Raw genomic sequence first — 24,030 nt, 5'->3', positions numbered from 1 at the left:
TGCCTTACAATACGGACATCGTTTCCCCACAGGCAGGCCATGCAACACCTCGTCAACCCCGCCGAAGTCGAATTCTCCGCCATCCGCGCCCAGGGCCCGGGCGGGCAGAATGTCAACAAGGTTTCCAGCGCCATCCATTTGCGCTTTCCCATCGCCGCCTCGTCGCTGCCGGAAGCGTACAAGGAACGGTTGCTGGCCCTGCGCGACAGCCGCATCAGCAAGGATGGCGTGCTGGTGCTCAAGGCGCAGCAGTCGCGCAGCCAGGAACAGAACAAGGAAGAAGCCTTGCGCCGGCTGCAGGAAATCATCGACAGCGTGACCTTCCTGCCCGCCGTGCGCCGCGCCACGAAGCCCACGCGCAGCTCGCAGCGGCGACGCCTCGACAGCAAGAGCACGCACAGCGTGCTGAAGCAGTCGCGCGGCAAGGTCACGGATTGATTACGGTGGTGGCGAGTACGTCCAGTCCAGGCTGCCCGTGCTGTCCGCAAACACGGGCTGCGTGGCCGGCGTGGCGCTGCGCAGCAGCGCCTTGATTTCCTTGGGCGGCCGGTCGTAGACCTTGGCCGGCCCGGGCGGCACGACCAGCGCGCGCACGGCCGTTTCGCCATCGATCAGGCCCAGGGTGCAGCGCGTCCGGCCGGCCGCCGCCTGCCGCTCCTGGCGCACTTGCGCCACCAGCGCCAGCATTTGCCCGTGCATGATTTCCGACTGCTTGACGTCCACGCGCAGCCGCGCCACTTCCTTCAGCACGGGGGCGATGCGCGCGGCCAGCTTGTCGTACTGCAACTGCTGCGCCGGCTGCAGCTGCAGCTCGCCGCGCCGCAGCTGGCCCGCCAGGGTCAGGTAGTTGCGCACCTCGGGCAATTGGGCAATGGCATCGATTTCCTGCTGGCGCTTGTGCTGCACCTGCAAAAATTGCGCGGCCTTTGCCAGGCCGTCCGCGATCCTTTGCTCCAGCGGGCCCAGGTCGGGCACGAGGGGAAACAGCAGCATCTCCACCTGCTTGCGGGGACCGGCGCTGCCGATGCGGATGGTGCGTGCCGCCACGGCGCAGCCTTCGGCCAGCTCGATGACGACCTCGTCGGCGATGATCTCGCAATTGCTGGCACTGTCGATCACCACGCGCGTGCCAGCGATGACGCAGCTTTCGGCCCGCTTCAAGTGGATTTCGCCGCTCAGCGCCTGCAGCACGGAACCGGAGGCCACGCCCTCGACGCGCACGTCGCCGTGTTCGTTGAAGGCCGTGCCGCCCACCAGGTTGCGCTTGAGCCATATCAGCCCGCCATGCGAGTGCAGATGGCCATACACGTCGCCATGGATGGTGATGTCGCTGCCGTCGAGCTGGCGCTGCTCCTGCACTTCGCCATATTCCTCGTAGGCGGCGCGCAGCTTCAAATTGCCCGTGGTGCGGCTGCTGACGCCTTCGCGGCTGACGATCTTGTTTTCGATGGAAATCTTGCCGTGCTCATCGACATTCACATAGCCATCCTGGGTGGCGACGACGTAGTCGCCATCGCTGAAATGCTCGACCGCCGTGCCCACCCCCGCCACCGTGGCCAGGTCCAGTTCCAGCGGCGCGGGCGGCGGCAGCGCCTTGCCGGCCAGGTCGTAGCCGGGCAAGCCGGGCGTGCCCGGCAGCAGGCGCAGCAGGCGCGCGTGTTTTTTCACTTGCGGAAAGCGGTTCTTGAAGCTGAGCAAATCCAGCCGGCCATCGGAGCGTTCGCGCGGCGCATCGTCGCGGTGGATGCCTTGCGACACTTCGACCAGTTGCGCATCGTGTCCCGGCTGCGGCGGCAGCGTGCGCGCCACCGTGATGCGCTCGGCCTTGCCGCTGTCGAGAATGGCCCGCACGGCCACAGCATCGATACCGTAATGCACGCCCTTGCCCCACAGGTCGGCCACCAGCTCGTCAAACTCGCGGCGGGCCGGCATCTGGCCGTCCGCCTCAGGCGCCAGCGCTTCAAAGTAAAACTCGGCGCTGTCGCCGCGGATCTTGATCTGTTTATACAGCGCGCGGCGCTGGGGCGGGAATGGCGCCACGCGGACGGCGATGCGCAGCAAGGCGTCGCCCTTGGGCGCGGCGCGGGGCGCGGGGGCATGGAACAGGGTCAGCAGGAACAAGCCGTAATCGAGGCCCGCCAGCAGCTGCCCCGACAGGAACAGCTGGTCGACGGCGGCGCGCAACTGCGCGGGCGCCAGGGACAGGTCGAAATACACGCCCGCGTCGCGCTGGAGCAGGCCATGCGGCAAGCCGCCAGCCTGGACCGCATCAGGAACGGGTGTGTCGTCGTCGCTCACGCCTTGCCTCCCCAGCAACAAATTCAGAGAATTGCCTCAGTGCACTGAACAATATCACGGGGCGTGGCCGTGTGCCTGACTCGGCAAAAATGTGTTTACCAGATGCAAACAGGGCCATGTCTTGCGAGATGGCCCTGTCGGATGGGAGGCGCGAAGCCTAGCGGCGCGGCGGATTCGAATAGATATCCTGGCCCACTTCATTGATCTGGCGGCGCAGGTCGCGCCGTTCGTCGGGCGTCATGCGGCCCGTGCGGCGCGAGGCATCGGCGCCTTCGTTGACGCGGCGCTGCTCTTCGGCGCGCGTGTCGAAGCTGCGTGCGTCACGCTGTTCGCGCAGTCGCGTATCATTGCTGTTACTGCGCTGTACCTGTTCATACCGCTGGGCCTGCATTTGCTGCTGGTCGTCACGGCGAGGCGGCGGCTGGTTTTGTGCCAGCGCCACGCTGGCGGCAAACACGGAGCAAACGGCAAATGCGGACAGCACAGTCGTACGTGCGGCAATAGCTGCGCTGGGAGCGGCGTGAATTTTTTTAGTAAAGATATTCATTGAGTTCCTCTTCCGCGATGCCGTATAAACTTAAAGCTGATTTCCACTGTGGCCCCAGTGTATGATGCTTTACACGGTGCAGTAAGAGTAATTGGGTAAAGTTTGTAACACTTTGTAATGGGTCGCCACAGCCCCTTGCCGACGCCGCGCGAGGCGTTACTATAGCAACTAATATAAGATAACACGACACCCTAAATGACCACAACCTCCACATCCGGCAGCAATACAACAACGCAATCGATCCACGGCCACCAGGCAAAAATCATGGTGGTCGATGACGATGTGCGCCTGCGCGACCTGCTGCGCCGCTACCTGACCGAACAGGGCTTCAATGTCTTTACGGCAGAGAGCGCGACGGCCATGAACAAGCTGTGGCTGCGCGAACGCTACGATTTGCTGGTGCTCGACCTGATGCTGCCCGGCGAAGACGGCCTGTCGATCTGCCGCCGCCTGCGCGGCGCGGGCGACCAGACGCCGATCATCATGCTGACGGCCAAGGGCGAGGACGTGGACCGCATCGTGGGCCTGGAAATGGGCGCCGACGATTACCTGCCGAAGCCGTTCAACCCGCGCGAACTGGTGGCCCGCATCGGCGCCGTGCTGCGCCGCAAGGGTCCCGATGAAATCCCGGGCGCGCCGTCGGAAACGCCGCAAACCTTCGAGTTCGGCGACTTCGTGCTGGACCTGGGCACGCGCACCTTGAAAAAGAATGGCGAAACGGTGCCCCTGACCACGGGTGAATTTTCCGTGCTGAAAGTGTTTGCCCGCCATGCGCGCCAGCCCCTGTCGCGCGAAAAACTGATGGAACTGGCGCGCGGGCGCGAATACGAAGTGTTCGACCGCAGCCTGGACGTGCAGATTTCGCGCCTGCGCAAGCTGATCGAGCCGGACCCGTCGAGCCCGCTGTTCATCCAGACCGTGTGGGGCCTGGGCTACGTCTTCATCCCGGACGGACAACCGCGCTGATCGCTGGCGAGGCATGATGAAGCTTGTTCCCGATATCAGCCTGGCGCGGCTGAAAAGCGGCCTGTTCTGGCGCACCTTTTTGCTGCTCGGCACCTTGACCACGGTCAGCATGATCACCTGGATCGGCATGATTTCCGTCATCCAGCGCGAGCCGCAGGCGCAGCAGATTTCCGCCCAGATCATTTCCGTCGTCACCATCACGCATGCGGCACTGACGCACTCGGCGCCCGAGCTGCGCCGCGAGCTGCTGTTCGACCTCGTCAGCAATGAAGGCATCCGCATCTTCTCGCTGGAAGAGGACGACCGCATCGAGCCGCCGCCCGACAATTACCTGATGCCCGACATCGAGGCGCTGGTGAAGGCCAAGCTGGGCAAGGACACGCGCTTTTCCGCGCGCGTCAACGGCGTGGCCGGCTTCTGGGTCAGCTTCAAGATCGACGACGACGAGTACTGGCTGATGCTGGACCGCGAGCGCCTGCGCGGCCTGACGGGCTTCCAGTGGCTGGGCTGGGCCAGCCTGGTGTCGCTGCTGTCGCTGCTGGGCGCAGCCATCATTTCCAGCCTGATCAATCTGCCGCTGTCGCGCCTGACGGCGGCCGCGCGCGACATCGCCAAGGGCAAGCAGCCGGCGCCGCTGCCGGAAAAAGGCCCGATCGAGATCATCGAGGCGAACCGCAGCTTCAACCAGATGGTCGACGATCTGAAACAGGTGGAATCGGACCGCGCCGTGATCCTGGCCGGCATCTCGCACGATTTGCGCACGCCGCTGGCGCGCATGCAGCTGGAAGTGGAAATGGCAAACCTGTCGGACGAGGCGCGCGAAGGCATCCAGTCCGATATCGGGCAGATGGACGCCATCATCGGCCAGTTCCTCGACTACGCCAAGCCGACGGAAGCGTCGAGCTTTACCGATGTGGACCTGAGCGGCTTGCTCAGCGACATGGCGCGCGTAGCCATGCGCCTGCCCGACGTCAAAATCAACGCCACCATCGCCGACGGCGCGCATGCGATGGGCAATCCCACCGACTTGCGCCGCGTGCTGAACAACCTGATCGAAAATGCGCGCCGCTATGGCAAGACGCCGGGCAGCGATGTGACGGAAATCGACATCGCCTGCCAGGTGCGCACCAGCCATGGCGTGAAAAAGGTGATTATCGAGGTGCAGGACCACGGCACGGGCGTGCCGGCGGAAAAGATCGAGCAATTGATGAAGCCGTTCACCCGCCTCGACACGGCGCGCGGGCAGGCCAATGGCGCAGGCCTGGGCCTGGCCATCGTCGACCGCGTGCTGCTGCGCCATGGCGCCGAATTGCAGGTGCGCAACCGCGAAGGCGGCGGACTGGCGTTTCAGATCAGCTTGCCAGCGGCATAGGCGACGTAGGTCGGATCAGCGAGTGCCTCGCGTAATCCGACCACATTGTTGCCTATTCCTGTCGGATTACGCGCCAGGCGCTAATCCGACCTGCGCTGCCGGCTCCCGCGTCTCCGCCGCCCGGCAACGGTCAAGCGGACGCCTGCTCCTGCGCCAGCAATTTATTCATCAGCAATTCCGTTGCCCCGTAGCCGTACAGGGAATCGCTTTCCATGCCCGGCGTGTCGAAGGGAATCGATTCCTCACGGTCCAGCTTGGCAGGGTCCCCGTCCGCATAGCTGGCGCGCCAGGCGCGCTGCAGGGATTCATTGCGGCGGATAAAGGCCGGCATGGGCCAGGCATCGCGTTCCCAGTGGCGGCTGTCGCCCAGCAGGGGCCAGCGCTCGTTGAGCAGGGCCATGTCGCCCGTGCGCAGGCGGCGCACGGCCTGTTCCGGCCGCAAGCCTTCCAGTTCTTCCAGTGCCGGCAGGCTGTCGCGCTTCGGCCCGAACATATAGGCCAGCATGATGCGTCCGGCAGGCGCCGTGCGCGCCACCACGCCGACGGCATAGCCGCCGCCCGGCAAGGGCACGGCAAACCAGCTGCCTTCGCGGTATGGTAATGATCTCATCGTTGCAAACTCCCCCAAAATCGTGTTCGGGGCACAGTCTACGCGAAGCGGGGCCTATGTGGCGCATGGTACGTCACAGCAACAAACCAATAGTTACAATATTTTCTCGTCATAGTGATACTGGGCAACAATCGGCCCCGCCTTGAACAGCGCTTCCTTCATGGCCGCGTCCAGGCGCGCGTCGCGGCGGCGCATCCATTCCAGCAGCATGGCCGCTTCCTTGCGGCTGGTGTCGCCCGCATGCGCGAGCACGCGGCGCAGTTCCGGGTCCGTGCACGCCTCGAAACGCTGGCCGTTCAAGTCCAGCGCCTGCAGCGCGGCGATGGTGGCGCCGATGGCGCGGTGCATGTCGAGTGCCGTGGCCGGCAAGCCCGTTTCTTCCAGTGGGACGGTGGTCATGCGCATTCCTTTTCGCGTGGTGGTGACATCGGCTGCATTCTCCACCGCGCGGACGAAAAGCTCAAGCGTCCACGGCACGTTTCCCCCCGTTCGGCCATAATCATGGCTCAGCAACAGCCTAAACCTCAGCGGCAGGAGCCCCATGTTCAATTTCGACTTTTACAATCCGACGCAAATCCTCTTCGGCCAGGGCCAGATCGCCGCCATCGCCGGCCTGATTCCGCCACAGGCGCGCGTCCTGATGACCTACGGCGGCGGCAGCATCAAGCAGAACGGCGTCTACGATGAAGTCAAGGCGGCGCTGGCCGGCCATACGGTGCTGGAATTTGCCGGCATCGAGCCCAATCCCAGCTATGAAACGCTGATGCAGGCCGTGGCCATGGTGAAAAGCGAGCGCATCGATTTCCTGCTGGCCGTCGGCGGCGGCTCCGTGGTCGATGGCACCAAGTTCATCGCCGCCGCCGCCCTGCACGAGGGGGAAGCGTGGGACATCCTGGCGAAAGGCGGCAAGATCGTCGAGGCCGCCCTGCCCTTCGGCACCGTCCTGACCTTGCCGGCCACGGGGTCCGAAATGAATGGCTCGGCCGTGATCACGCGTAAGGCCACGCAGGAAAAGCGCTCGTTCATGAGCCGCAAGGTGTATCCGAAATTCTCCGTGCTGGACCCGTCGAAGACCTTTACCCTGCCGCTGCGCCAGGTGGGCAATGGCGTCGTCGATGCGTTTGCGCATGTGATGGAACAGTATCTGACCTACCCTGTGAACGCCTCCGTGCAGGACCGCTTCGCCGAAGGCATCTTGCTGACCCTGATCGAGGAAGGCCCGAAAGCGCTGTCGCAGCCGGACGACTACGACGTGCGCGCCAACGTGATGTGGAGCGCCACCCTGGCCTTGAACGGCCTGATCGGCGTGGGCGTGCCGCAGGACTGGTCCACGCACGCCATCGGCCACGAATTGACGGCCCTGTACGAACTCGACCACGCGCAGACCCTGGCCATCATCCTGCCCAGCATGCTGCGCGTGCGCAAGCAGGCCAAGCGCGCCAAGCTGCTGCAGTACGCAGCCCGCGTGTGGGGCCTGGACGGCGGCGACGAGGAGGGCCGCATCGAAGCCGCCATCGCCCGCACGGAATTCTTCTTCCGCCACATGGGCGTCAAGACGCGCCTGGCCGACTACGGCCTGAACCACGCCAGCGTGGACGCCGTCGTGTCCGCGCTGGAAGCGCATGGCATGACGGCGCTGGGCGAACAGCGCGAAGTGACGCCCGCCGTCAGCCGCAAGGTGCTGGAACTGAGCCTGTAGTTGCGGGCGACACTGTTGTAAAACGGTCAGCCAGGGGGACAGGCGGCCGTGGTTCATGCTAAGCTGTCAACCGCTAGGGGTCCTGGAGCAGTCATCCGGGTGAGAGATACCCTTCGTACCTGATCTGGATAATGCCAGCGAAGGAAAGCGCAAAGTACCTCCCTCCTTTGATAGCTCCTGCGTTGGCGCCAGCCGAACAAGCAGCCTGCCGTGCTCTTTCCCGAGACGGCTTGAACCACGAGCAATCTATGTCCACACCGAATTTATCTGCGCATTTTTCCCGTCCTGTATTGACCCTGGCGATCCTGCACGCGTTTGCCGCGCCCGCCTTTGCCGCGAATGACACCACCGAAGCGGCCGACCCGCAAGCCCAGAGCATGACCGAAGTCATCGTCACGGCCAGCAAGGCGCCGGCCGCCAAGCGCGCGTCCGTGGGCGGCTTCAGTGACGCGCCGCTGCTGCAGACGCCCGCGTCCGTCACCGTCATTTCGCAAAAAGACATGCAGGACTTGCAGATCCGTAATCTCAGCGATGCCGTCAAGCTCGACACCAGCATCAACGACGCCTACAACGCCGTCGGCTATGCGGAACAGTTTTCCATCCGCGGCTTCAAGCTCGACAACAATTCCAGCTACCGCAAGGATGGCGTGGCCATTCCAGGCGACACGCAAATTCCGCTGGAAAACAAGGAACGCATCGAAGTGCTGAAGGGCCTGGCCGGCTTGCAGGCAGGCGTGGCCGCGCCGGGCGGCGTGATCGACTTCATCGTCAAGCGCCCTACCGCCGCACCGCTGCGCACGGTCACCGTGGAAACGCGCGAGCGGGGCACCGTGTACGGCGCCGTCGACCTGGGCGGCCGCCTGGAAGACACGCGCTTCGGCTACCGGATCAACGTGGCGGCCGAGCGCCTGCGCTCCTACATCAAGGGCGCCGATGGCAACCGCAAGTTCATTTCCGGCGCCTTCGACTGGCAAATCTCGCCGCAGGCGCTGCTGCAGATCGATGCCGACTACCAGGACAAGGCGCAGGCGACAGCGCCCGGCTTCCAGCTGCTGAACAACACGACCTTGCCGACCGGCATCAGCGCCGACGCCATGCTCAACCTGCAGCCGTGGACGCGCCCCGTGGAAACCGTCACCAGCAATCTCGGCCTGCGCTTCCAGTACGCGTTCAGCGACGACTGGCACGCCACCCTGTCGGCCAACCAGCACTCGTTCAAGCGCGACGACTACACGGCCTTCCCGTACGGCTGCAGCGCGCAAGACCTGTACCCTGGCTTCTGCGGCAATGGCGACTTCGACGTGTACGACTACCGCAGCCTGGGCGAGACGAAAAAACCGCTGAGCGCGCAAGCCATGATCCAGGGCAAATTCGCCACCGGTTCCCTGCGCCATGAATTCACGGCCGGCGTCTCGACCTTCCGCCGCAAGGACCGTGCCGGCCTGTACGTGTACGACTGGGCCGGCGTGAGCAACATCTACCACCCGCAGATCGTCGACATGTCGACGGGCGTGCAAGGCCCCGTGCGCCTGGTGCGCAAGGACACGGAAAACTCCGTCTTCGTGCAGGACATCGTCAGCCTGGCACCGGACTGGAAACTGCATGGCGGCTTGCGCCATATCAATGTCGACGGCTACCAGTACGTATTGAAGGCCGATACGGAAATCCGCGCCAAGCACGATTTCCTGCTGCCCAACGTCTCGCTCGTCTACACCCCGCTCGACAATCTGTCCGTGTATGCGGCCTATTCGCAAGGCATGGAACATGGCGGCACGGCCGACCGCAAGGCCGTCAACGCCAACGTGGAATTGACGCCCAGCCGCTCGAAGCAGCTTGAAGTGGGCGTGAAGATGGATGTGACGCCGGACTTCATGGTGGCGGCCAGCCTGTTCCAGATCCGCAAGGGCCTGGAATTCAACCAGTACGTCGACAGCAGCAAGAGCGCCTACAACTTCGTGCGCGAAGGCCAGGCGCAGCACCGGGGACTGGAATTGTCGGCCCAGGGCAAGGCATCGTCCAACCTGAGCCTGGGCGCCTCCGTGACGGCCCTGAACAGCCAGCAGTCGGGCACGGGCAATGCGGACCTCGACGGCAAGCGCGTGCCCAACGTGCCCGCCTTCAAGGCGGCCGTGCATGCGGACTACGCCGTGCAGCAGGTGGCGGGCTTGAGCGTCAACGGCAGCTGGGAATATGCGGGCAAGAAAGCATTTGAGTACAACAACACCACCTTCGTGCCGTCGTACCACGTGTTCAACCTGGGCGCCGCCTACGCCACGCGCATCGCCGGCACGCGCGCCGTGCTGCGCGCCGCCGTCAACAACGTGGCAGACAAGTTCTACTGGCGCGACGTGACGCCGGAATCGGATGGCTACCTGTACCCGGGCGCCAGCCGCACGTTCAAGGTTTCGGCGCAGTTCGACTTTTAAACACCTAAGCAAACCTAGTGCGCGTCGAGATCTGCGGCTTCCGATGCGCACTGCCTCGGCGGCCCCTGCTTCGCACAGCTGCGCTTCTCGGGCCAACGGGGGCGCCGAGCCTCGCTACCGCTCGCTACGGTTTTGTCAGGTGTTGCAAGGAAAAGAAATAGCAGGCGCTGCATGCAGCGCCTGCTGCAGCAAAGGCGCCGCCTGTTCCAGGCGCGCCTCCAGGCTGTCGCGCAGCACGTGGTAGACGATGCCGCGCGCATCGAGCTCGTCGAGCAGGTAGCGATAGATCAGCTGGCGCACGGCTTCGGACTCGCGCTGCAAGCCGTCGGCCACCCACGGGCTGTCGGGCGCCGTCACCAAGGTCAGGTCGTACTGCGTGGCATCGGCCAGCGCCGCCAGCGGCGCGTCCGCGCCATTGAAATAATGGCGGCTGTAGACCACCGTCATCAACGGCGTCGTGTCGCAAAACAGGAAGCGGCGGGCTAGCGCGGCAGCGGCCGCTTCCCGTTCGACTTGCGTACGCGCAATGCCAAACTGGTCGGCCGCGACGGGCACCCGGCCCTGCGTCTCGACGAATTCGCGCAAGTATTCCGGCACCCAGACGGTGCCGTGGCGCCCGGCCAGCGCGGCCGCCAGGGTCGACTTGCCCGACGACTCCGCGCCCAGGATGGCCACGCGCACCAGAGGCGCCATCACTTGAGAACCATGGCGCCGGGCGCAGCTGGCGCCGACTTTTTCCACGCCAGCAAGCCGATGACGGCCATGACCACGAAGAAGGCGTACAGCACGGCCGTCAGGGTCAGGCCCTTGTGCACGTACAGCCACACGTACAGCACGTCGACGATGATCCAGGCGATCCAGTTTTCCAGTTTTTTGCGCGACAGCAGGAACTGGCCCACCAGGCTGCCGGCCGTGAGGAAGCCGTCCGCATGGGGCACGTCCGTATCCGTCGTCGTCAGCAGCCAGGCGATGAGCAGGAAGCCGATCAGCCAGCCCGCGGCGCAGGCCAGCCAGCCGCGTCCATCGAGGCGCGTGACGGGCAGGGTCTTGCCGCCGCTGGCCGGATGCAGCCACTGGTACCAGCCCCAGAACGAGACGCTGATGAACAGCAGTTGCAAGGCCATGTCGCCATACAAGCGCGATTCGAAAAACACGAAACCGTAGGCGGCCGAGGAAATGATGGCGAACAGCCACGCCCAGTGATTCTGGCGGATGTTCAGCGCAACGGTTGTCAGTGCCAGGACAAAGGAAATCAGTTCAAGCGGCGTGGTGGCAAAACCCAGCAGGAGAAGCGTATCGTTCATGGGAATCGTGATGAGGCTGGTGGTGCAGTATGCAATACCGGCCATGAATAAGCAAGATTGCCCGCACCGTCACGTTCCCTGCCCAGGCCGCTCAGGCAAAGCCTTGCCTGACGGCCCGTGCCAGCGAACGCCGCACGATCAGCTTGTGGAAAGGCCGGATCAGCAGGATGTAGGCGCGCCCCACCCAGTTGTGGCAGTGCACGACGCTGGCCACGGTCACGCTGCCGTGCCGCCCCGCGTCCCTGTTGCGCAGCACCGACAGGCGGAAGTCCAGGTGGCTGTCATCCTCGCCCAGGATGATCTCGTCGTCGCTGACGGCATAGATGCGGAAGATGCCGATGCGCTTGCCTGGCTTGGCTTCCAGCTGCCTGGCCGTCTGGATGCCGAAGCGCGCCACGATGGCGTCGCGCAGCACCATCAGGCTGCGCGCCCAGCCCGGCTGGCTGCCCAGCAGCTGGCGCGCCAGGCTCTGCATGTCCATCTGGCGCGCCTGCGCAGTAGGCAACCCCACGGCATACGCGTCGGCCAGGTTGCTGCCCGGATACAGGGGGGCGATGCCGGCGCCGGGCGGCAAGGCCACGGCGCGCACCACGTTGCTCATCTCTTGCATATGCTCTCCATGTGTTCAGTGATAACATGGCCATCATACACGACAATGTGAACAGCGATAACATCGAATGACGACAACGAGTACCTATCATCACGGCAACCTGCGCGACACCCTGGTCGCCACCGCCATCGCGCAACTGGCGCAGCAGCACGACGCCGCCCTCTCGCTGCGCGAACTGGCGCGCACGGTGGGCGTGTCGATCGCCGCCGTGTACCGCCACTTCCCCAGCAAGGAAGCCTTGCTGGCCCACGTGGCGGCGGCCGGCTTCGCCAGCCTGATCGCCAAGTGGGAGGCGGAACTGCCGCCGCCGGCCAGCCTGCCCGCCGAGCAGCGTTTTCAGCTGCTGGGCCAGCAATACATCGAATTCGCCCTGGCCGCGCCCGCCCACTACCGGCTGATGTTCGAACACCAGGACGTGCGCCAGTTTCCCGCCCTGCAGGAGGCGGCGCAGGCGTGCTTTCACTATGTGCTGCAGACGGCCGGCGCGGCCGTGCGCGAAGCGGGCCTCGATGCGCGCTGGGACAAGGCCGCCGCCAGCGCCGGCTGGTCGCTGGGCCACGGCTACGTGATGCTGCTGCTCAGCGGCCGGCTGGCCATGACGGACGGCGGCGACGAGCTGTCGCCCGCCATGGTGCCGCGCTTCTTCCAGTTGCCGGTGGAAGCTCTGCGGCAGGCCCCGCATGGGACGCCATGACAGTCATCCCGTTGCGCAGCAGCGGCGATGGGCGAAAATCACGTTCTCGATGGCGGCAATCGGGTAGTCTATGTCCATTTCCATGAAAGAGCGGGGGCAATGAAGCGTGCAGAAATGATCATGGCCGGGACGCAGCAGCTTCCCCAGCCCTTCATCCACGAAGCGGGCGACGGCGACGGTGGCGCACTGCCCATCACCGTCATTCATTACCAGCCATATCCCTTCCGCGCCGCCGCCTTCCATGAACATGGCATCGCCCTGCCCGCCGCTATCGCGCACAGCGTGCCGAAACGGCAAGCGGAGTATTTTTTCGGCCGGCTGGCGGCGCGCGCCGCGCTGGCGGGGATGGCCGTGATTTCCCCGCACCGCCGCTAGGAGCCCTGCGAGGTGGAGGTGACGAAGATTTCGCGCATGCACACGTTCTGCGGCAACTGGTAGGCAAACGCGATGATGCCCGCCACGTCTTCCGGGGCGAGCAGGGAATCGAGCGTGTCCAGCCACTGCTCGAACATGGCGCGCGCCGGCGCCGAGGTGGTGCTGCGCAGCAGGGGCGTCTCGACGACCCCGGGCGAGACGGTGCTGACGCGAATATTGTGCGCAGCCATGTCCAGGCCCAGTGCCGCCGTGTAGCCGTGCACGGCAAACTTGGAGGCGCAATAGCCGGCATGCATGGGAAACGCCTGGCGGCCGGCGATCGAGCTGACATTGAACACCGTGCCGCGCCGCTGGCGCAGCATGCCGGGCAGCACGCACTGAATCAGGTTGACGCTGCCGACGACGTTGGTATTGAGCATCTCGGCAAACTCCGCCGCATCCTGCCCGGCGGCATCGGCCAGCCGCATGACGCCGGCACTGTTGACCAGGCAGTCAGCGGCGCCGTAGCGCTGCTCCGCCAGGTGCACGGCGTCCTGCGCCGCCGCGGCGTCGCCCACGTCCAGCGCGGCGCAGATGGACTGCGGCAAGTCCAGCGCCTCCAGCGCCGCCTCGCGGCGGCCGATCAGCAGCAGCGGATGGCCGGCGGCGCTGAATCGCCGCGCCACCGCCGCGCCGATCCCGGAACCGGCGCCGGTCACCACCACCAGCGGCAGGCCGCTCAACTGGCCATCCTGGCGGGACGCTTGCGCTGCGCGCGGTCCTGCACGTCGGCATACATTTCTTTCACCGCATTGGCGGTGAAATGCGCCATGTATTCGTCGAAGCCGCCCTTGTGCACGATAGGCAGCGGCGGTATCGGCGACTTGCCGAGCAGGGCCTGATACAAGGGGGCGATCGGATCGTTCTTGTGCGCCTGGCGGAAGCCATTGGCCGTCACCGCCGCGTTTTCGGCGCCCGAAATCGATGCGGTAGGCGTCATGTCCTCGGGGCTGACGCCGATCTGCGTCTTGACGAACTGCATGTGCTCGTCGCGCCAGGTACGGACGTACTGATGCATGTACACCACCTGGCGCAGGATGTCGGCACGCGGGTCGCCGTGCTGCTGCAGCAGCGCCAGCACGATCTGCTGCAGCCGCTCGTCGTCGGCCGCCAGCTGTTCGTCCATCGCCGCCAGCTGCAGACGCAGGGATTTGACCAGCGACGGATAGATCGTCAGGAACAGCCCCTTGCGCAAGTTGTGCGAATGCGAGCCGCTGGTGATGCCCAGCGCCGGACGGATGGCGAAATAGGCTTTCGGGCTGAGCGTGCGGACGATGGGACGGATATTGTCGGTCACCACCTGCAGCAGCTTGCTGCACAGGGCCAGCGAGCGCGCGTGCGCGCCGAACGTGGCCTGCTCGTTGCCCAGCAAGGCCACGATGATCTCGCTGGCCACTTCATTGACCAGGCCCACCAGCACTTCGCTGATCTGGTGGTAGGCGCGGAACTGCATCAGGCAGGTCGGGTCCTTGAGGTCGACGCAGTTGACCGCTTCGCGCACCTCGTCATTCTGGATCAGGCGCTGATAGAACGTCGCGGCGTCCTCGCCCGGTTCGCGCACCACGCCAGGCAGGCGCACCTGCTCCATCGCGCTGAGCCAGATCGCTTCGTAATTGCTGTTGACGAAGCTGTGGAAGAATACAAAGCGCTGCGGGTCGTCGAGATCCTTGTCGCCCAGGTCGCTGTGCTGCTCGGTGGCCTCGGCGCGCAGGATGGCGTGCATGCGGGCCGCCTGCACCAGATAATCCTGGAATACGGCCGAATCGCGGATGCTGATGCTGTCGCCCTGCCGGCCGCCCTGGTCCACCTGCACCAGCAGCTGCGACAGGCTGTACAAGGTCTCGTGGAAACGATTGGCCCAGCCGATCTTCAGCGACGCATCGGCCATATGGCCGCGCTTGACGTCGTCGGTGATGCGGCGCGCCAGCACCACCAGGTTGTTCAGGCAAATCTCGGCGCCGCGGAAGATGGCGATGGCCGCGCGGGCCGGCACCTCGTGACCGCTGTTATTGATCAGGCGGTCCAGGTATTTAATACCGTGCAATAACTCGTAGTTCGCCAGCACCGCGGTACAGTCGATCTCGCCATTGGTGGCAAACGCGGCGCGGCGATGGCGGATTTCCTCCTCGTCAAACGACTTGGCCAGCAGCTTGGTAGTAGCGTGCTCCTCGGTGACAGGCAGATTGCTTTTGCTCTGCAAATACGCGCGCACATCGTCCAGGATGACTTGCGTGGCAGAGACGGTTGGGGTTTCCATTGAATTCCTCATAGGCGACATGGTCAGGGCCGCAGGCATCAGCCGACGGGCGAATCGCGGACAAGTATAGAAACCTCGCCCCCGCGCCGAAACTGTCATTTCCTCCAGTTATACGGTGCCCCCATCTGTAGTCCAATGGCCCGCTCCAACCGCCTACACTGGATCACCCGCATGAGTCCTCCATCTTCACGCGACACGCTGCAACAGCTGCGCCAGCACATGTCCCGGCTGTACGGCCAGCCAGTACAACTGAGCCTGCTGGCGGCACTGCTACATGCCTGCCAGCAAATCTACGGCCACCGGACGCAGATATTGCTGCACTGGACGGGACTGCCCTTGCAACCGGCCGGCGACGATGCCTCGGCATGGCTGCGGCAGCTGCTGGACGCGTGCGAGGCGCCCGCGGCCGGCAGCGCCCCCTGCAGCCCGGCGCAGGCCTTGACGCTCGCCAGGATTGAAATCCGCACGCCCCAGCGCAGCGTGATACTGGCGCCGTCCGACCCGCTGCCAAATGACGACTGGAGCATACGCGGCGCGCCGGGCGGCCAGGCCCTGCAGCAAGCCTGGCAGCTGGCCGCCGCCAGCCTGGCGCACACGCTGGAAGCCGAATCGATCGTCGAACTGTCGCGCGCGCTGGGCCTGCCGCGGGCCGTCACGCCGCAGCCGCCGCTGTATCTGGTGCATGGCGCCGACGGCAGCGCCGCGCCGTTTGCCGCGCTGGCAGCCCGCCTGAATTGCCGCGTGTATGCATTCAGCCTGCGGCAGGCCGGCCGCCGCCAGGCCAGCATACAGACCCTGGCGGCGCACTACGTGAGGCTGCTGCTGAGCACTGCGCCCGCGGCGGCCTACCGCATCGGCGGCCATTCCTTCGGCGCCATCGTCGCGACCGAAATGGCGCTGATACTGCGCAGCGTCGGCAAGCAGGTCGAGCAGGTGGTGCTGCTGGACCCTTCGCTGGCCATGGCCGCGCGCGACCGCCAGAGCGACGCCGGCAACGAAATGCTGACCCTGTTTCTGGCCCTGCATCCCGAAATGTCCGAGCAGCAGGTCGCCGGACGGCTCGATACCGGCGAGCTGGCGGCGCGCATCGCGCAGCGCATGCCCAAGGGCCGCATCGATGAAGTGTTAAGCAACCGCAATGCTTGCCTGGCCCTGCTGCAGCGCTACCGGCCCACGCCGGGCGGCGCCGACGGCGACAGCTGCCTGCGCCTGCATGCCCGGCAGCCGTTCATCGCCAGCTGGAACGCGGCCGCCCTGGCCTACCGCCAGCCGGGCATCGAAGTCCCCGGCAACCATTTTTCCATGCTGGCCGAACCCCATGCCGACAGCCTGGCCCAACTGATACAAACGCACCGAGAGTCCAACCATGAGCACACCCTACACTCCTGAATATCCGCACCAGCTGGTCGAGCGCCAGGCCCGCCTGACGCCCGCGCTGCCGGCGCTGTGCTCGGCCAGCAGCACCGTACCGTATGGCGAACTGAATGCGCGCGCCAATCGCCTGGCGCGCCTGCTGCAGGCGGTGCATCAAGTCCGGCCGGGGGAAAGCGTCGCCGTCTGCAGCGCGCATGAGCCAAGCCGGACCCTGCTGCTGCTGGCGCTGGCCAAGTGCGGCGCCGTGTATGTGCCCGTGGATATCGAATGTCCGACCGAGCGCCTGCAGCGCATCGCCCGGCAGGCCGGCGTGCGCCTGCTGCTGACGGCACTGAGCGAGCGCCGCATGGCGGCCGAGACCACGCTGAACGTGCTGCCCTGCGCGCAGGCCGAGCACGACGCCCTCGGCCTGTCGAATGCCGACATGGCGCCGCCCGTGCCGGTGACGGCGCCGCTGTACATCATCTTCACCTCCGGGTCGACGGGCCAGCCGAAGGGCGTCGCGGTCTCGCACGCGGCCGCCTACAACCATTTCAGCTGGATCGTGCGCTACCTGAACGTCCAGGCCGGCGACTGCTGGCTGCAAAGCATACATCCGTGCTTCGACCCGTCGATGCATGAATTGATGGCGCCGCTGATGGTCGGCGCCCGCATCGCCTTCCTGGGCGGCGAGCGCAACATCGACGGCGACCGCATCGTCGACGCCATCGAGCGCCACCAGGCAACCCACATGACCACCGTGCCCACCATGCTCGGCCTGATCCTGCAGACGCCGGGCGTGGAGCGCTGCACCTCCATGCGCGCCATGTGCGTCGGCGGCGAGGTCTTCCGGCCGGCGCTGGCGGCACGCGCCAGCGCGCTGCTACCGGCCGCCGGCATCCATAACGTCTACGGACCGACCGAAGCAACCATCATGGCCAGCGCCTGGCGCTATGACGGCCAGCCCGCCGATTCGCTGCCGATAGGCGAGCCCGTGCCGCACACGCGCTTCTACCTGCGCGACGGGGAAGGCCGGGTGCAGCGGCTCAGTCCTTTCCTCGAAGGCGAACTGTGCATCAGCGGCGCCGCCCTGGCCAACGGCTACGTCAACGATGCCGCCGAAACCGCGCGCAAATTCATTCCGAATCCGCTGTCCGAGCCCGAATCCGCGGAGCTGTACCGGCGCCTGTACCTGACCGGCGACGTCTGCCGCGTCGACGCCACGGGCCAGTTGCATTGCATCGGCCGCGTCGACGACCAGGTCAAGGTCAACGGCCAGCGGGTCGAGCTGGCGGAAATCGAAGCCGTGCTGCTCGACTCCGGGCTGCTGGACGACGTCACCGCCCTGCTGGCGGGGACGCGCCTGGTCGCGGCGCTGGTGCCCCGGGCGGGCGCCGAGGCCGACGTCCGCTGGCTCGACGCGCTGGCCGCCCATGCCGCCCGCGCCCTGCCCCCTGCCTGGCTGCCCAAGCAATACCTGCCGCTGCGCGAGATCCCGCGCCAGGCGCTGAGCGGCAAGGCGGACCGCAAATCCCTGCAAGCCATGTTCGGCGGCGAGGCCGCGCCGGCGCCGGCAGCGGCGCCGGCGGCCGCCTGCATAGACCGGCTGGCAGCGGCCCTGGCCGACACGCTGGGCACGCCCGGCGCCGCCCTCGAGCACGACCTGCCGTTTGCCGAACTGGGCCTCGATTCGCTCGGCGTGCAGATGTATGCGCTGCGCATCAGCACGGACTTCGGCGTGCGCCTGCGTGCCGAAGAACTGTTTGAATTCTTCACGCTGGAACTGCTGGCGCAAGCCATCGCCGCGCGGCAGCATGACAGCGCCGCGTCCGCCGACCACGCCATGGCATAAGGATGAGCATGCAAACCAGCAGCGATATCTGCATCATCGGCGGCGGCATCACGGGCCTGTACCTGGCGCTGCAGCTCAAGCGGCGCCAGCCTGAATTGCGCATCGAGCTGTTCGAAGCGCTGGAAGCGGTGGGCGGCCGCGTGCAGACCGAACCCATGCTGGACGGCGAGTTCCGCGCCGAATTCGGCGCGGTGCGCATCGAACCGGACCTGCAGCCCCTGATGGACGATTTTGTGCGGCAGCTGGGGCTCGCCGTCACCCCCATCACGTCGCACGAGGCCTGCTCGGCCATCCGCCCGGACCAGGCGCGGCTGACGCCCGCCGAACGTGCCGTGGTGCAGCAGGCCGCCGGCGGCGACGTCGCCTGGGCGCTGCTGTGGCACGGCATCGCGCAGGTCCTTGGCGACCAGTGGCCGCTGGCCGCCGACCGGCTGGACCGCCCGGGCCGCGCCGCCGACAAGGCCCGCTTACGCCGCCTGGCGCAGTTTGGCGGACGTCCGCTGTACCGGCAGGGCATGTGGAACGTGCTGGCCGAGGTACTGAGCCATGAAGCCGTCGAGTTTACGCGCGAAAAAGGCGCGTTCTACAACTTCAAGAACCAGAATCCCAATGCGGCCGACTGGATCTGCCAGCTGCTCGACATGCGCCTGATGCAGCGCCCGTCGTACATTCCGCACGGCGGCATGCAGGCGCTGATCGATGTGGCCGAACAGGCCGTGCGCGCGGCCGGCGTCGGCATCCACGTGGGCCACCAGCTGCTGGCCTTCGGCGAGGGCGCCGATGGCGGAGTCGATCTGCAGCTGCGGCATGCGGGCGCGCCCGTGACCTTGCGCACCCGGCGCCTGATCCTGGCCCTGCCGCGCAGCCCCCTGGAATCGCTGGCCCCCTCGCTGCCCGCGCCCGTGCAGGCCTGCTTGGACGCCGTGCTGTGCTTTCCCATCGTCTGGGCCTCGTGCGTGATGGCCGATCCCTGGTGGGCGCCCGGCGCCGCGCCCGGCAGCGGCGAAGGCGCCACGACCCGCGCCGCCCACTTCGAATCGCATCCGGACAAGCCCGAAGCCTACGGCCTGGCGATGTTTTACAACGATGACCCGTGGTGCCATTACTGGGCCAACCTGAGCGATGCGCCGGGCGCGCGCTTCCCCCACAAGGACCGGCCGGTACGCAGCAGCGACCAGCGCCTGCGGCAGGCGCTGGTGCGCACCCTGCAGCAGACCTTTGGCCGCGACGACGAGCCGCACCTGCTCGAATGGGGTTTGTGCGACTGGAGCGCGGCGCCTTTCGGTGCCGGCGTGCATTTCTGGAAACCGGGGCGCGATTCGGAACAGGTCATGCAAACCCTGGCCGCGTTCGCCATCGGCCAGGACGGCCGCGCGCCGCAGGTGCATATCTGCGGCGAAGCCTATTCCGACTTCCAGGGCTTTTTCGAAGGCGCGCTGCGCTCGGCCCAGCGCGTGCTGCAGGCGCTGCCGGCAGCCGCGCCTTCCTCCCATCAAGGATCTGACCATGAACGCCATTGACCTCCCCTCCCCGAGCGACATCGCCATCGTCGGCATGGCCTGCGAACTGCCCGGCCCGGCCGACACCCTGGCCGGCTACGAGCACGTGCTGATGCATGGCGTCGACGCCACGGGCGCCTTGCCGGCCGAGCGCTTCGACAGCGCCACCCGCGACGGCCTGGCCGCCGCCGCCCGCCATGGCGGCTATCTGCGGCGCTCGCCGTGGCTGTTCGACGCCGGCAGCTTCGGCATCGCGCCCAAGGAAGCCGCCTACATGGACCCGCAGCACCGCCTTCTGCTCGAATGCGCCTACCACGCGCTCGAGGATGCCGGCCTCGATCCGGCCGCGCTGCGCGGCAAGCCATGCGGCGTGTTTGTCGGCGTCAGCACCAGCGATTTCGGCCGGCGCATGGCCGCCAGCGGCGACTATAACGGCTACCTGAGCCGCGGTGCGCTGGGCAGCATGGCGGCCGGCCGGCTGTCCTACCATTTCGGGCTGGAAGGCCCCAGCCTGGTGGTCGACACGGCCTGTTCATCGTCGCTGGTAGCGCTGCACCAGGCCGTTTCAGCGCTGCGCGAAGGGCGCTGCGGCATGGCCATCGTGGCGGGCGTGTCGCTGATCCTCGCGCACGATTACAGCGCCGACCTCGCCGCTGCCGGCATGCTGGCGGCCGACGGCCGCTGCAAGCCCTTCACCCGCCATGCCGACGGCTTCGCGCGCGGCGAAGGCGTCGGCGCCATCGTGCTGCTGCCGGCCGCCGATGCGGCATCGCGCGGCATGCGCGCGTACGCCCACGTGCTCGGCAGCGCCATCAACAGCGACGGCCGCAGCAACGGCATCACCGCGCCATCGAAGAGCGCCCAGCGGCGCCTGATGGAACAGGCCCTGCGCGACGCCGGCCTGACGCCGGAACAGGTATCGCACATCGAAACCCACGGCACCGGCACGGAACTGGGCGACCGCATCGAACTGGCCGCGCTGGGCGAGGTCTTCGGCCAGCGCGACACGCCCCTGTTCCTCGGCGCCGCCAAGGCCAACATCGCCCACTGCGAAGGCGCGGCCGGCATTGCCGGCATCATCAAGATGGCGCTGTGCCTGCATCAGCGCCGCATCGCGCCGCACTGCCATGCGCACGACATCGACGATGCCGTCGCCAGCGCCTTGCCGCATGCCGTCCTGCCCGCGCAAGCGCTGGCCTGGCCCGGCGACAGCCGCCGCATCGGCGGCGTCAGCTCCTTCGGCATGAGCGGCAGCAATGCGCACGTGCTGCTCGGCGAAACCGGCCGTACGCCGGCGCCGGCCATGACAGACGGCCCGCAGCTGCTGCAGCTGTCGGCCCGCAGCACCGACGCACTGCAGGCGCTGGTGCAGTACTATGCCGGCTGGCTGGCGCGCGCGGATGCGCCTTCCGCCGCGGCCGCCTGCCAGCATGCGCTGTTCCATCGCCAGCTGTGGAACCAGGCGCGCCTGTGCGTCAGCGGCGACAATGCCGCCGATCTGGCGGCGCAGCTGCTGCGCCGCCTGGACACGCCGCTGCGGGCGCGCCCGGCAAAGGCAAGGGTCGCCCTCGTGTTCACCGGCCAGGGCAGCCAGTACACCAACATGGCGCGCCAGCTGTACCTGCAAAACACCCTGTTCCGCTCGCTGCTCGATCCGCTGGCCGCCCGCCTCGACCGCCTGGCGGGCGACGCCACGCCCATCCTCGACACCCTGTTTGCCGGCGCCGCCGAGCTGCGCCAGCCGAGCGGACGCGAACGCCAGCGCAGCGCCCAGCTGTCGCTGTTCCTGATCGAGTATGCGCTGGCCGAATTCTGGCGCGCACTGGGCCTGCGGCCGGTAGCAGTGCTGGGCCACAGCGTTGGCGAATACGCCGCAGCCTGCGTGGCCGGCGTGATGGACTTCGACGTGGCCGTGCGCATGCTGCTGGCCAGGGCCGACGCCATGGAGGCGGCCTGCGCCGCCAGCGACTCCGCCATGCTGGCCGTGGCCGCCACGCCGCAGCAGCTGGCGCCACTGCTCGAACGCATCTGCGCCGCGGAAGCGGCGCTCTGGATCGCCGTGCGCAACGGCCCGCAATCGGTGGTGGTGGCGGGCCACGCCGCGGCGCTCGCGCAACTGTCGCAGGCCGCCACGGACGCCGGCCTGGTTTGCACGCCGCTGGCCACCCGGGGCGCCTTCCATACGCCGCTGATGGCGCCGGCGGCAGAACAGTTCACTGCCAGCTGTGCGGCGATGGCGCCGGCGCTGCGCGCGCCAACCGCCGCGATACGGTTTTACAGCTCGGTGGACGGTGACGATCCGGCCGCGCTGGAACATGGCGTCGACCAGCTGCGCTACTGGAGCGGACAGATTCAAACGCCCGTCGACTTTGCCGGCGCCATCGCGCGCCTGCTGGCGGACGCGCCGGACCTGGTGCTGGAAATCGGCCCGCGCGCCGTGCTGACCTCGCTGGCCGCCAGCGCCGCGCGCCTGTCCGGCCGCGCCATCCCCTGCCTGCCCAGCCTGGACATCCGCCACGACGACGTCCCCACCGTGCTGCGCGCAATGGGCATCCTGAACGAACAGGGCGCGCTCGATCCGCGCCAGGCGATGCAGCAATTCGCCGCCCAGGGCGCGCATCCGGTGCCGGACGGCCTGCCGCTGTATCCATTCCAGCGCGAGCACTTCCAGCCGGCCTCGTGGCATGCCGGCCTGCCGCTCCAGGGCGCCGCCGCAACGGCGCCCGTGCCGCCGGTCGCGGCGCTGGCGATACGCCATGAACTGAGCCTTGATCCCCAGGCCGGCGACAGCTGGCTGCAGCAGCACGTCATCCATGGCGCTGCCGTCCTGCCCGGCATGTACTATCTGTCCAGCGCCTTCAGCCTGGCGCAACGCTGGCTGCCGCAGGCGGCAGGCGCCGCCGCGCGGCAATTGACGCTGCAGGATCTGCTGATCCACCAGCCGCTGGCGCTGGCGGCCGGCACCGCTACCCCGCTGACGGTGGAAATCGGCGGCCCCGATGCCAGGCAGGCGTATCAGCTGCGCTACAGCGCACCCGCACAGGCGCGGGCGCTGCACGCGGAAGTGCGCGCCTGCTGGAGCGCCGCGCCGCGCCCCGACGGCGCGGACGCTCCGGGCGCCGCGGCGCGGTGGGACGATGCCGCGCCCTTCTATGCACACTACCGCGAGCGCGGCGTGAGCTACGGTCCCCTGTTCCAGCGGGTACAGGCCAGCCACCGGGTATCGGACCGCGAGCTGTGGGTCCGCATCCTGCCGCCGGACGCGCCCGCGGCCAGCCTGCCCGTGTGGCATGCGGCCCTGCTCGACAACTGCCTGCATGCCCTGGGCATCTGCGCCGGCGATCCGGCGCAGGCCTATGTGCCGGTCTCGGTCGGCAGCGCCTGGTTCGACGCCGGCGCGCTCTGGAATGCCAGCATTTTCTGCCAGGCCGTGCTGCGGCCAGCGCCCGCCGGCTTCCTCGATGGCGAACTGCGGCTGTATTCCGAGCAAGGCCGCTGCATCGGCGTGCTGGGCGAAGTCAGCTGCGCGGCCCTGGGCCTGGGCGCGCCGGACGTGCCTGCCCCCCTGCCGCTGCATGCGGTCGACTGGGTGGCGCACCCTGTCCCTGCGGGCGAGCCGGCCCGCGCGGCTGCCGGCGAACAATGGCTGGTGGCCGCGGCAGCCAGCAGCACCTTGCCTGCGGCATGCGTGCAATGGCTGGCCGAAGCCGGCGTGCATACGCGCCATGCCCAGTGGGACGCCGATGGCAGGCTGCATGGCGCGGAATCGGCTGCGGCCCCGCTGCGCACCATCCTGATCCTGCTGGACCCGGCCCACCCGCAGCCGGCCGATGCCGCCGCGCTGGCACGCTGGGTGGGCAGCTGGCGCCAGGCGCTGCAAGTGCTGCTGGACCGGCAGCCGGGCCAGCCCCTGCAGCTATGTCTCGCCGAGATCGCCATCCATGCCGATGACGAAGCCGCGCACACGCGCCGCGCGCTGGCGCAGGCGCTGGCAACGAACTTGCGCAGCGAACTGCCGGCGCTCGACGTCAGCTGGGTGGACAGCGATGCCGGCGGCGACGCCATCGCCGCCGCGGCCATCGCCGTGCGCGCGCAGCCAGCGGGGCTGGCCGACGGCAGCATCGCCGCC

General features: G+C 67.2%; 20 protein-coding genes and 1 riboswitch. Of the genes, 11 read left to right on the top strand and 9 right to left on the bottom strand.

Annotation, left to right across the window (positions count from 1 at the left end):
• Nucleotides 1-39: 39 nt before the first annotated feature.
• A complete protein-coding gene (arfB, locus tag GCN74_RS20530; protein WP_034749850.1) occupies nucleotides 40-438 on the top strand; it encodes an alternative ribosome rescue aminoacyl-tRNA hydrolase ArfB in 399 nt (132 codons plus the stop codon).
• On the opposite strand, the gene GCN74_RS20525 is transcribed toward arfB, so the two are convergent.
• Nucleotides 439-2,298: a flagellar assembly protein A gene (locus tag GCN74_RS20525; RefSeq protein ID WP_152258385.1), complete on the bottom strand. Its 1,860-nt coding sequence runs from the start codon at nucleotides 2,296-2,298 to the stop codon at nucleotides 439-441. It lies immediately after the preceding gene.
• A gap of 157 nt (nucleotides 2,299-2,455) precedes the next feature.
• Nucleotides 2,456-2,845 (bottom strand): hypothetical protein, encoded by a 390-nt coding sequence (locus GCN74_RS20520; RefSeq protein ID WP_152258384.1) that lies wholly within the window; start codon nucleotides 2,843-2,845, stop codon nucleotides 2,456-2,458.
• 264 nt (nucleotides 2,846-3,109) lie between these two features.
• Between GCN74_RS20520 and ompR the strand changes: the two genes are divergently transcribed.
• A complete protein-coding gene (ompR, locus tag GCN74_RS20515) occupies nucleotides 3,110-3,811 on the top strand; it encodes a two-component system response regulator OmpR (protein ID WP_223278807.1) in 702 nt (233 codons plus the stop codon).
• Nucleotides 3,812-3,824: 13 nt separating this feature from the next.
• Nucleotides 3,825-5,183 (top strand): sensor histidine kinase, encoded by a 1,359-nt coding sequence (locus tag GCN74_RS20510; RefSeq protein ID WP_152258383.1) that lies wholly within the window; start codon nucleotides 3,825-3,827, stop codon nucleotides 5,181-5,183.
• A 130-nt stretch (nucleotides 5,184-5,313) separates the two neighbouring features.
• Here GCN74_RS20510 and GCN74_RS20505 read toward each other — a convergent pair whose 3' ends face one another.
• Together GCN74_RS20505 and GCN74_RS20500 are read right to left on the bottom strand one after the other, a co-directional pair.
• Nucleotides 5,314-5,793, bottom strand: a complete 480-nt coding sequence (locus GCN74_RS20505; protein ID WP_152258382.1) for an Imm26 family immunity protein — start codon at nucleotides 5,791-5,793, stop codon at nucleotides 5,314-5,316.
• Between the two features lie 93 nt (nucleotides 5,794-5,886).
• Nucleotides 5,887-6,192, bottom strand: a complete 306-nt coding sequence (locus GCN74_RS20500) for a hypothetical protein (RefSeq protein WP_226939137.1) — start codon at nucleotides 6,190-6,192, stop codon at nucleotides 5,887-5,889.
• A gap of 142 nt (nucleotides 6,193-6,334) precedes the next feature.
• Between GCN74_RS20500 and GCN74_RS20495 the strand changes: the two genes are divergently transcribed.
• A complete protein-coding gene (locus GCN74_RS20495) occupies nucleotides 6,335-7,492 on the top strand; it encodes an iron-containing alcohol dehydrogenase (RefSeq protein WP_152258380.1) in 1,158 nt (385 codons plus the stop codon).
• A 65-nt stretch (nucleotides 7,493-7,557) separates the two neighbouring features.
• Nucleotides 7,558-7,655: riboswitch (TPP riboswitch) on the top strand.
• Between the two features lie 85 nt (nucleotides 7,656-7,740).
• Entirely contained in the window at nucleotides 7,741-9,918 is a 2,178-nt protein-coding gene (locus GCN74_RS20490) for a TonB-dependent siderophore receptor (RefSeq protein WP_152258379.1), read from the top strand.
• Between the two features lie 135 nt (nucleotides 9,919-10,053).
• On the opposite strand, the gene GCN74_RS20485 is transcribed toward GCN74_RS20490, so the two are convergent.
• From GCN74_RS20485 to GCN74_RS20475, 3 genes are all read right to left on the bottom strand, one after another.
• Entirely contained in the window at nucleotides 10,054-10,611 is a 558-nt protein-coding gene (locus tag GCN74_RS20485; RefSeq protein ID WP_152258423.1) for an AAA family ATPase, read from the bottom strand.
• A complete protein-coding gene (pnuC, locus tag GCN74_RS20480; protein ID WP_152258378.1) occupies nucleotides 10,611-11,222 on the bottom strand; it encodes a nicotinamide riboside transporter PnuC in 612 nt (203 codons plus the stop codon). Before pnuC ends, GCN74_RS20485 begins: the two co-directional genes overlap by 1 nt.
• Before the next feature lie 91 nt (nucleotides 11,223-11,313).
• Nucleotides 11,314-11,832 carry a DUF2867 domain-containing protein gene (locus tag GCN74_RS20475; protein ID WP_152258377.1) on the bottom strand — a complete coding sequence of 173 codons (519 nt, stop codon included), beginning with the start codon at nucleotides 11,830-11,832 and terminating at the stop codon, nucleotides 11,314-11,316.
• Between the two features lie 67 nt (nucleotides 11,833-11,899).
• Between GCN74_RS20475 and GCN74_RS20470 the strand changes: the two genes are divergently transcribed.
• Both GCN74_RS20470 and GCN74_RS28850 read left to right on the top strand, forming a co-directional pair.
• Nucleotides 11,900-12,526: a TetR/AcrR family transcriptional regulator gene (locus GCN74_RS20470; RefSeq protein WP_152258376.1), complete on the top strand. Its 627-nt coding sequence runs from the start codon at nucleotides 11,900-11,902 to the stop codon at nucleotides 12,524-12,526.
• A 99-nt stretch (nucleotides 12,527-12,625) separates the two neighbouring features.
• Nucleotides 12,626-12,901: a hypothetical protein gene (locus GCN74_RS28850; protein ID WP_226939136.1), complete on the top strand. Its 276-nt coding sequence runs from the start codon at nucleotides 12,626-12,628 to the stop codon at nucleotides 12,899-12,901.
• Here GCN74_RS28850 and GCN74_RS20460 read toward each other — a convergent pair.
• Together GCN74_RS20460 and GCN74_RS20455 are read right to left on the bottom strand one after the other, a co-directional pair.
• Nucleotides 12,898-13,623 carry an SDR family oxidoreductase gene (locus GCN74_RS20460; RefSeq protein WP_226939135.1) on the bottom strand — a complete coding sequence of 242 codons (726 nt, stop codon included), beginning with the start codon at nucleotides 13,621-13,623 and terminating at the stop codon, nucleotides 12,898-12,900. The genes GCN74_RS28850 and GCN74_RS20460 overlap by 4 nt on opposite strands.
• Entirely contained in the window at nucleotides 13,620-15,197 is a 1,578-nt protein-coding gene (locus tag GCN74_RS20455) for a hypothetical protein (RefSeq protein WP_152258375.1), read from the bottom strand. The genes GCN74_RS20460 and GCN74_RS20455 overlap by 4 nt, the downstream gene beginning before the upstream one ends.
• Nucleotides 15,198-15,368: 171 nt before the next feature.
• On the opposite strand from GCN74_RS20455, the gene GCN74_RS20450 reads away from it, so the two are divergent.
• The 4 genes from GCN74_RS20450 to GCN74_RS20435 form a co-directional block, all read left to right on the top strand.
• The gene (locus GCN74_RS20450; RefSeq protein ID WP_193317178.1) at nucleotides 15,369-16,586 is read left to right on the top strand and encodes an alpha/beta fold hydrolase; all 1,218 of its coding nucleotides are present in this window, start codon (nucleotides 15,369-15,371) and stop codon (nucleotides 16,584-16,586) included.
• Complete coding sequence (locus GCN74_RS20445; protein WP_152258373.1) at nucleotides 16,564-18,402, top strand: non-ribosomal peptide synthetase; 1,839 nt, start codon at nucleotides 16,564-16,566, stop codon at nucleotides 18,400-18,402. Before GCN74_RS20450 ends, GCN74_RS20445 begins: the two co-directional genes overlap by 23 nt.
• 8 nt (nucleotides 18,403-18,410) lie before the next feature.
• Nucleotides 18,411-19,922, top strand: a complete 1,512-nt coding sequence (locus GCN74_RS20440) for a flavin monoamine oxidase family protein (protein ID WP_193317177.1) — start codon at nucleotides 18,411-18,413, stop codon at nucleotides 19,920-19,922.
• On the top strand, nucleotides 19,909-24,030 hold a 4,122-nt coding region (locus GCN74_RS20435), incomplete at its 3' end, for a type I polyketide synthase (RefSeq protein ID WP_152258371.1). The genes GCN74_RS20440 and GCN74_RS20435, both read left to right, overlap by 14 nt.

The sequence above is a fragment of the Janthinobacterium sp. FT14W genome (genome assembly GCF_009208755.1).
In the GTDB taxonomy this organism is placed as follows: domain Bacteria; phylum Pseudomonadota; class Gammaproteobacteria; order Burkholderiales; family Burkholderiaceae_D; genus Janthinobacterium; species Janthinobacterium violaceinigrum.
Note: the sequence above shows the minus strand (reverse complement) of the source record. Positions and strands in the feature narration are given on the sequence as shown.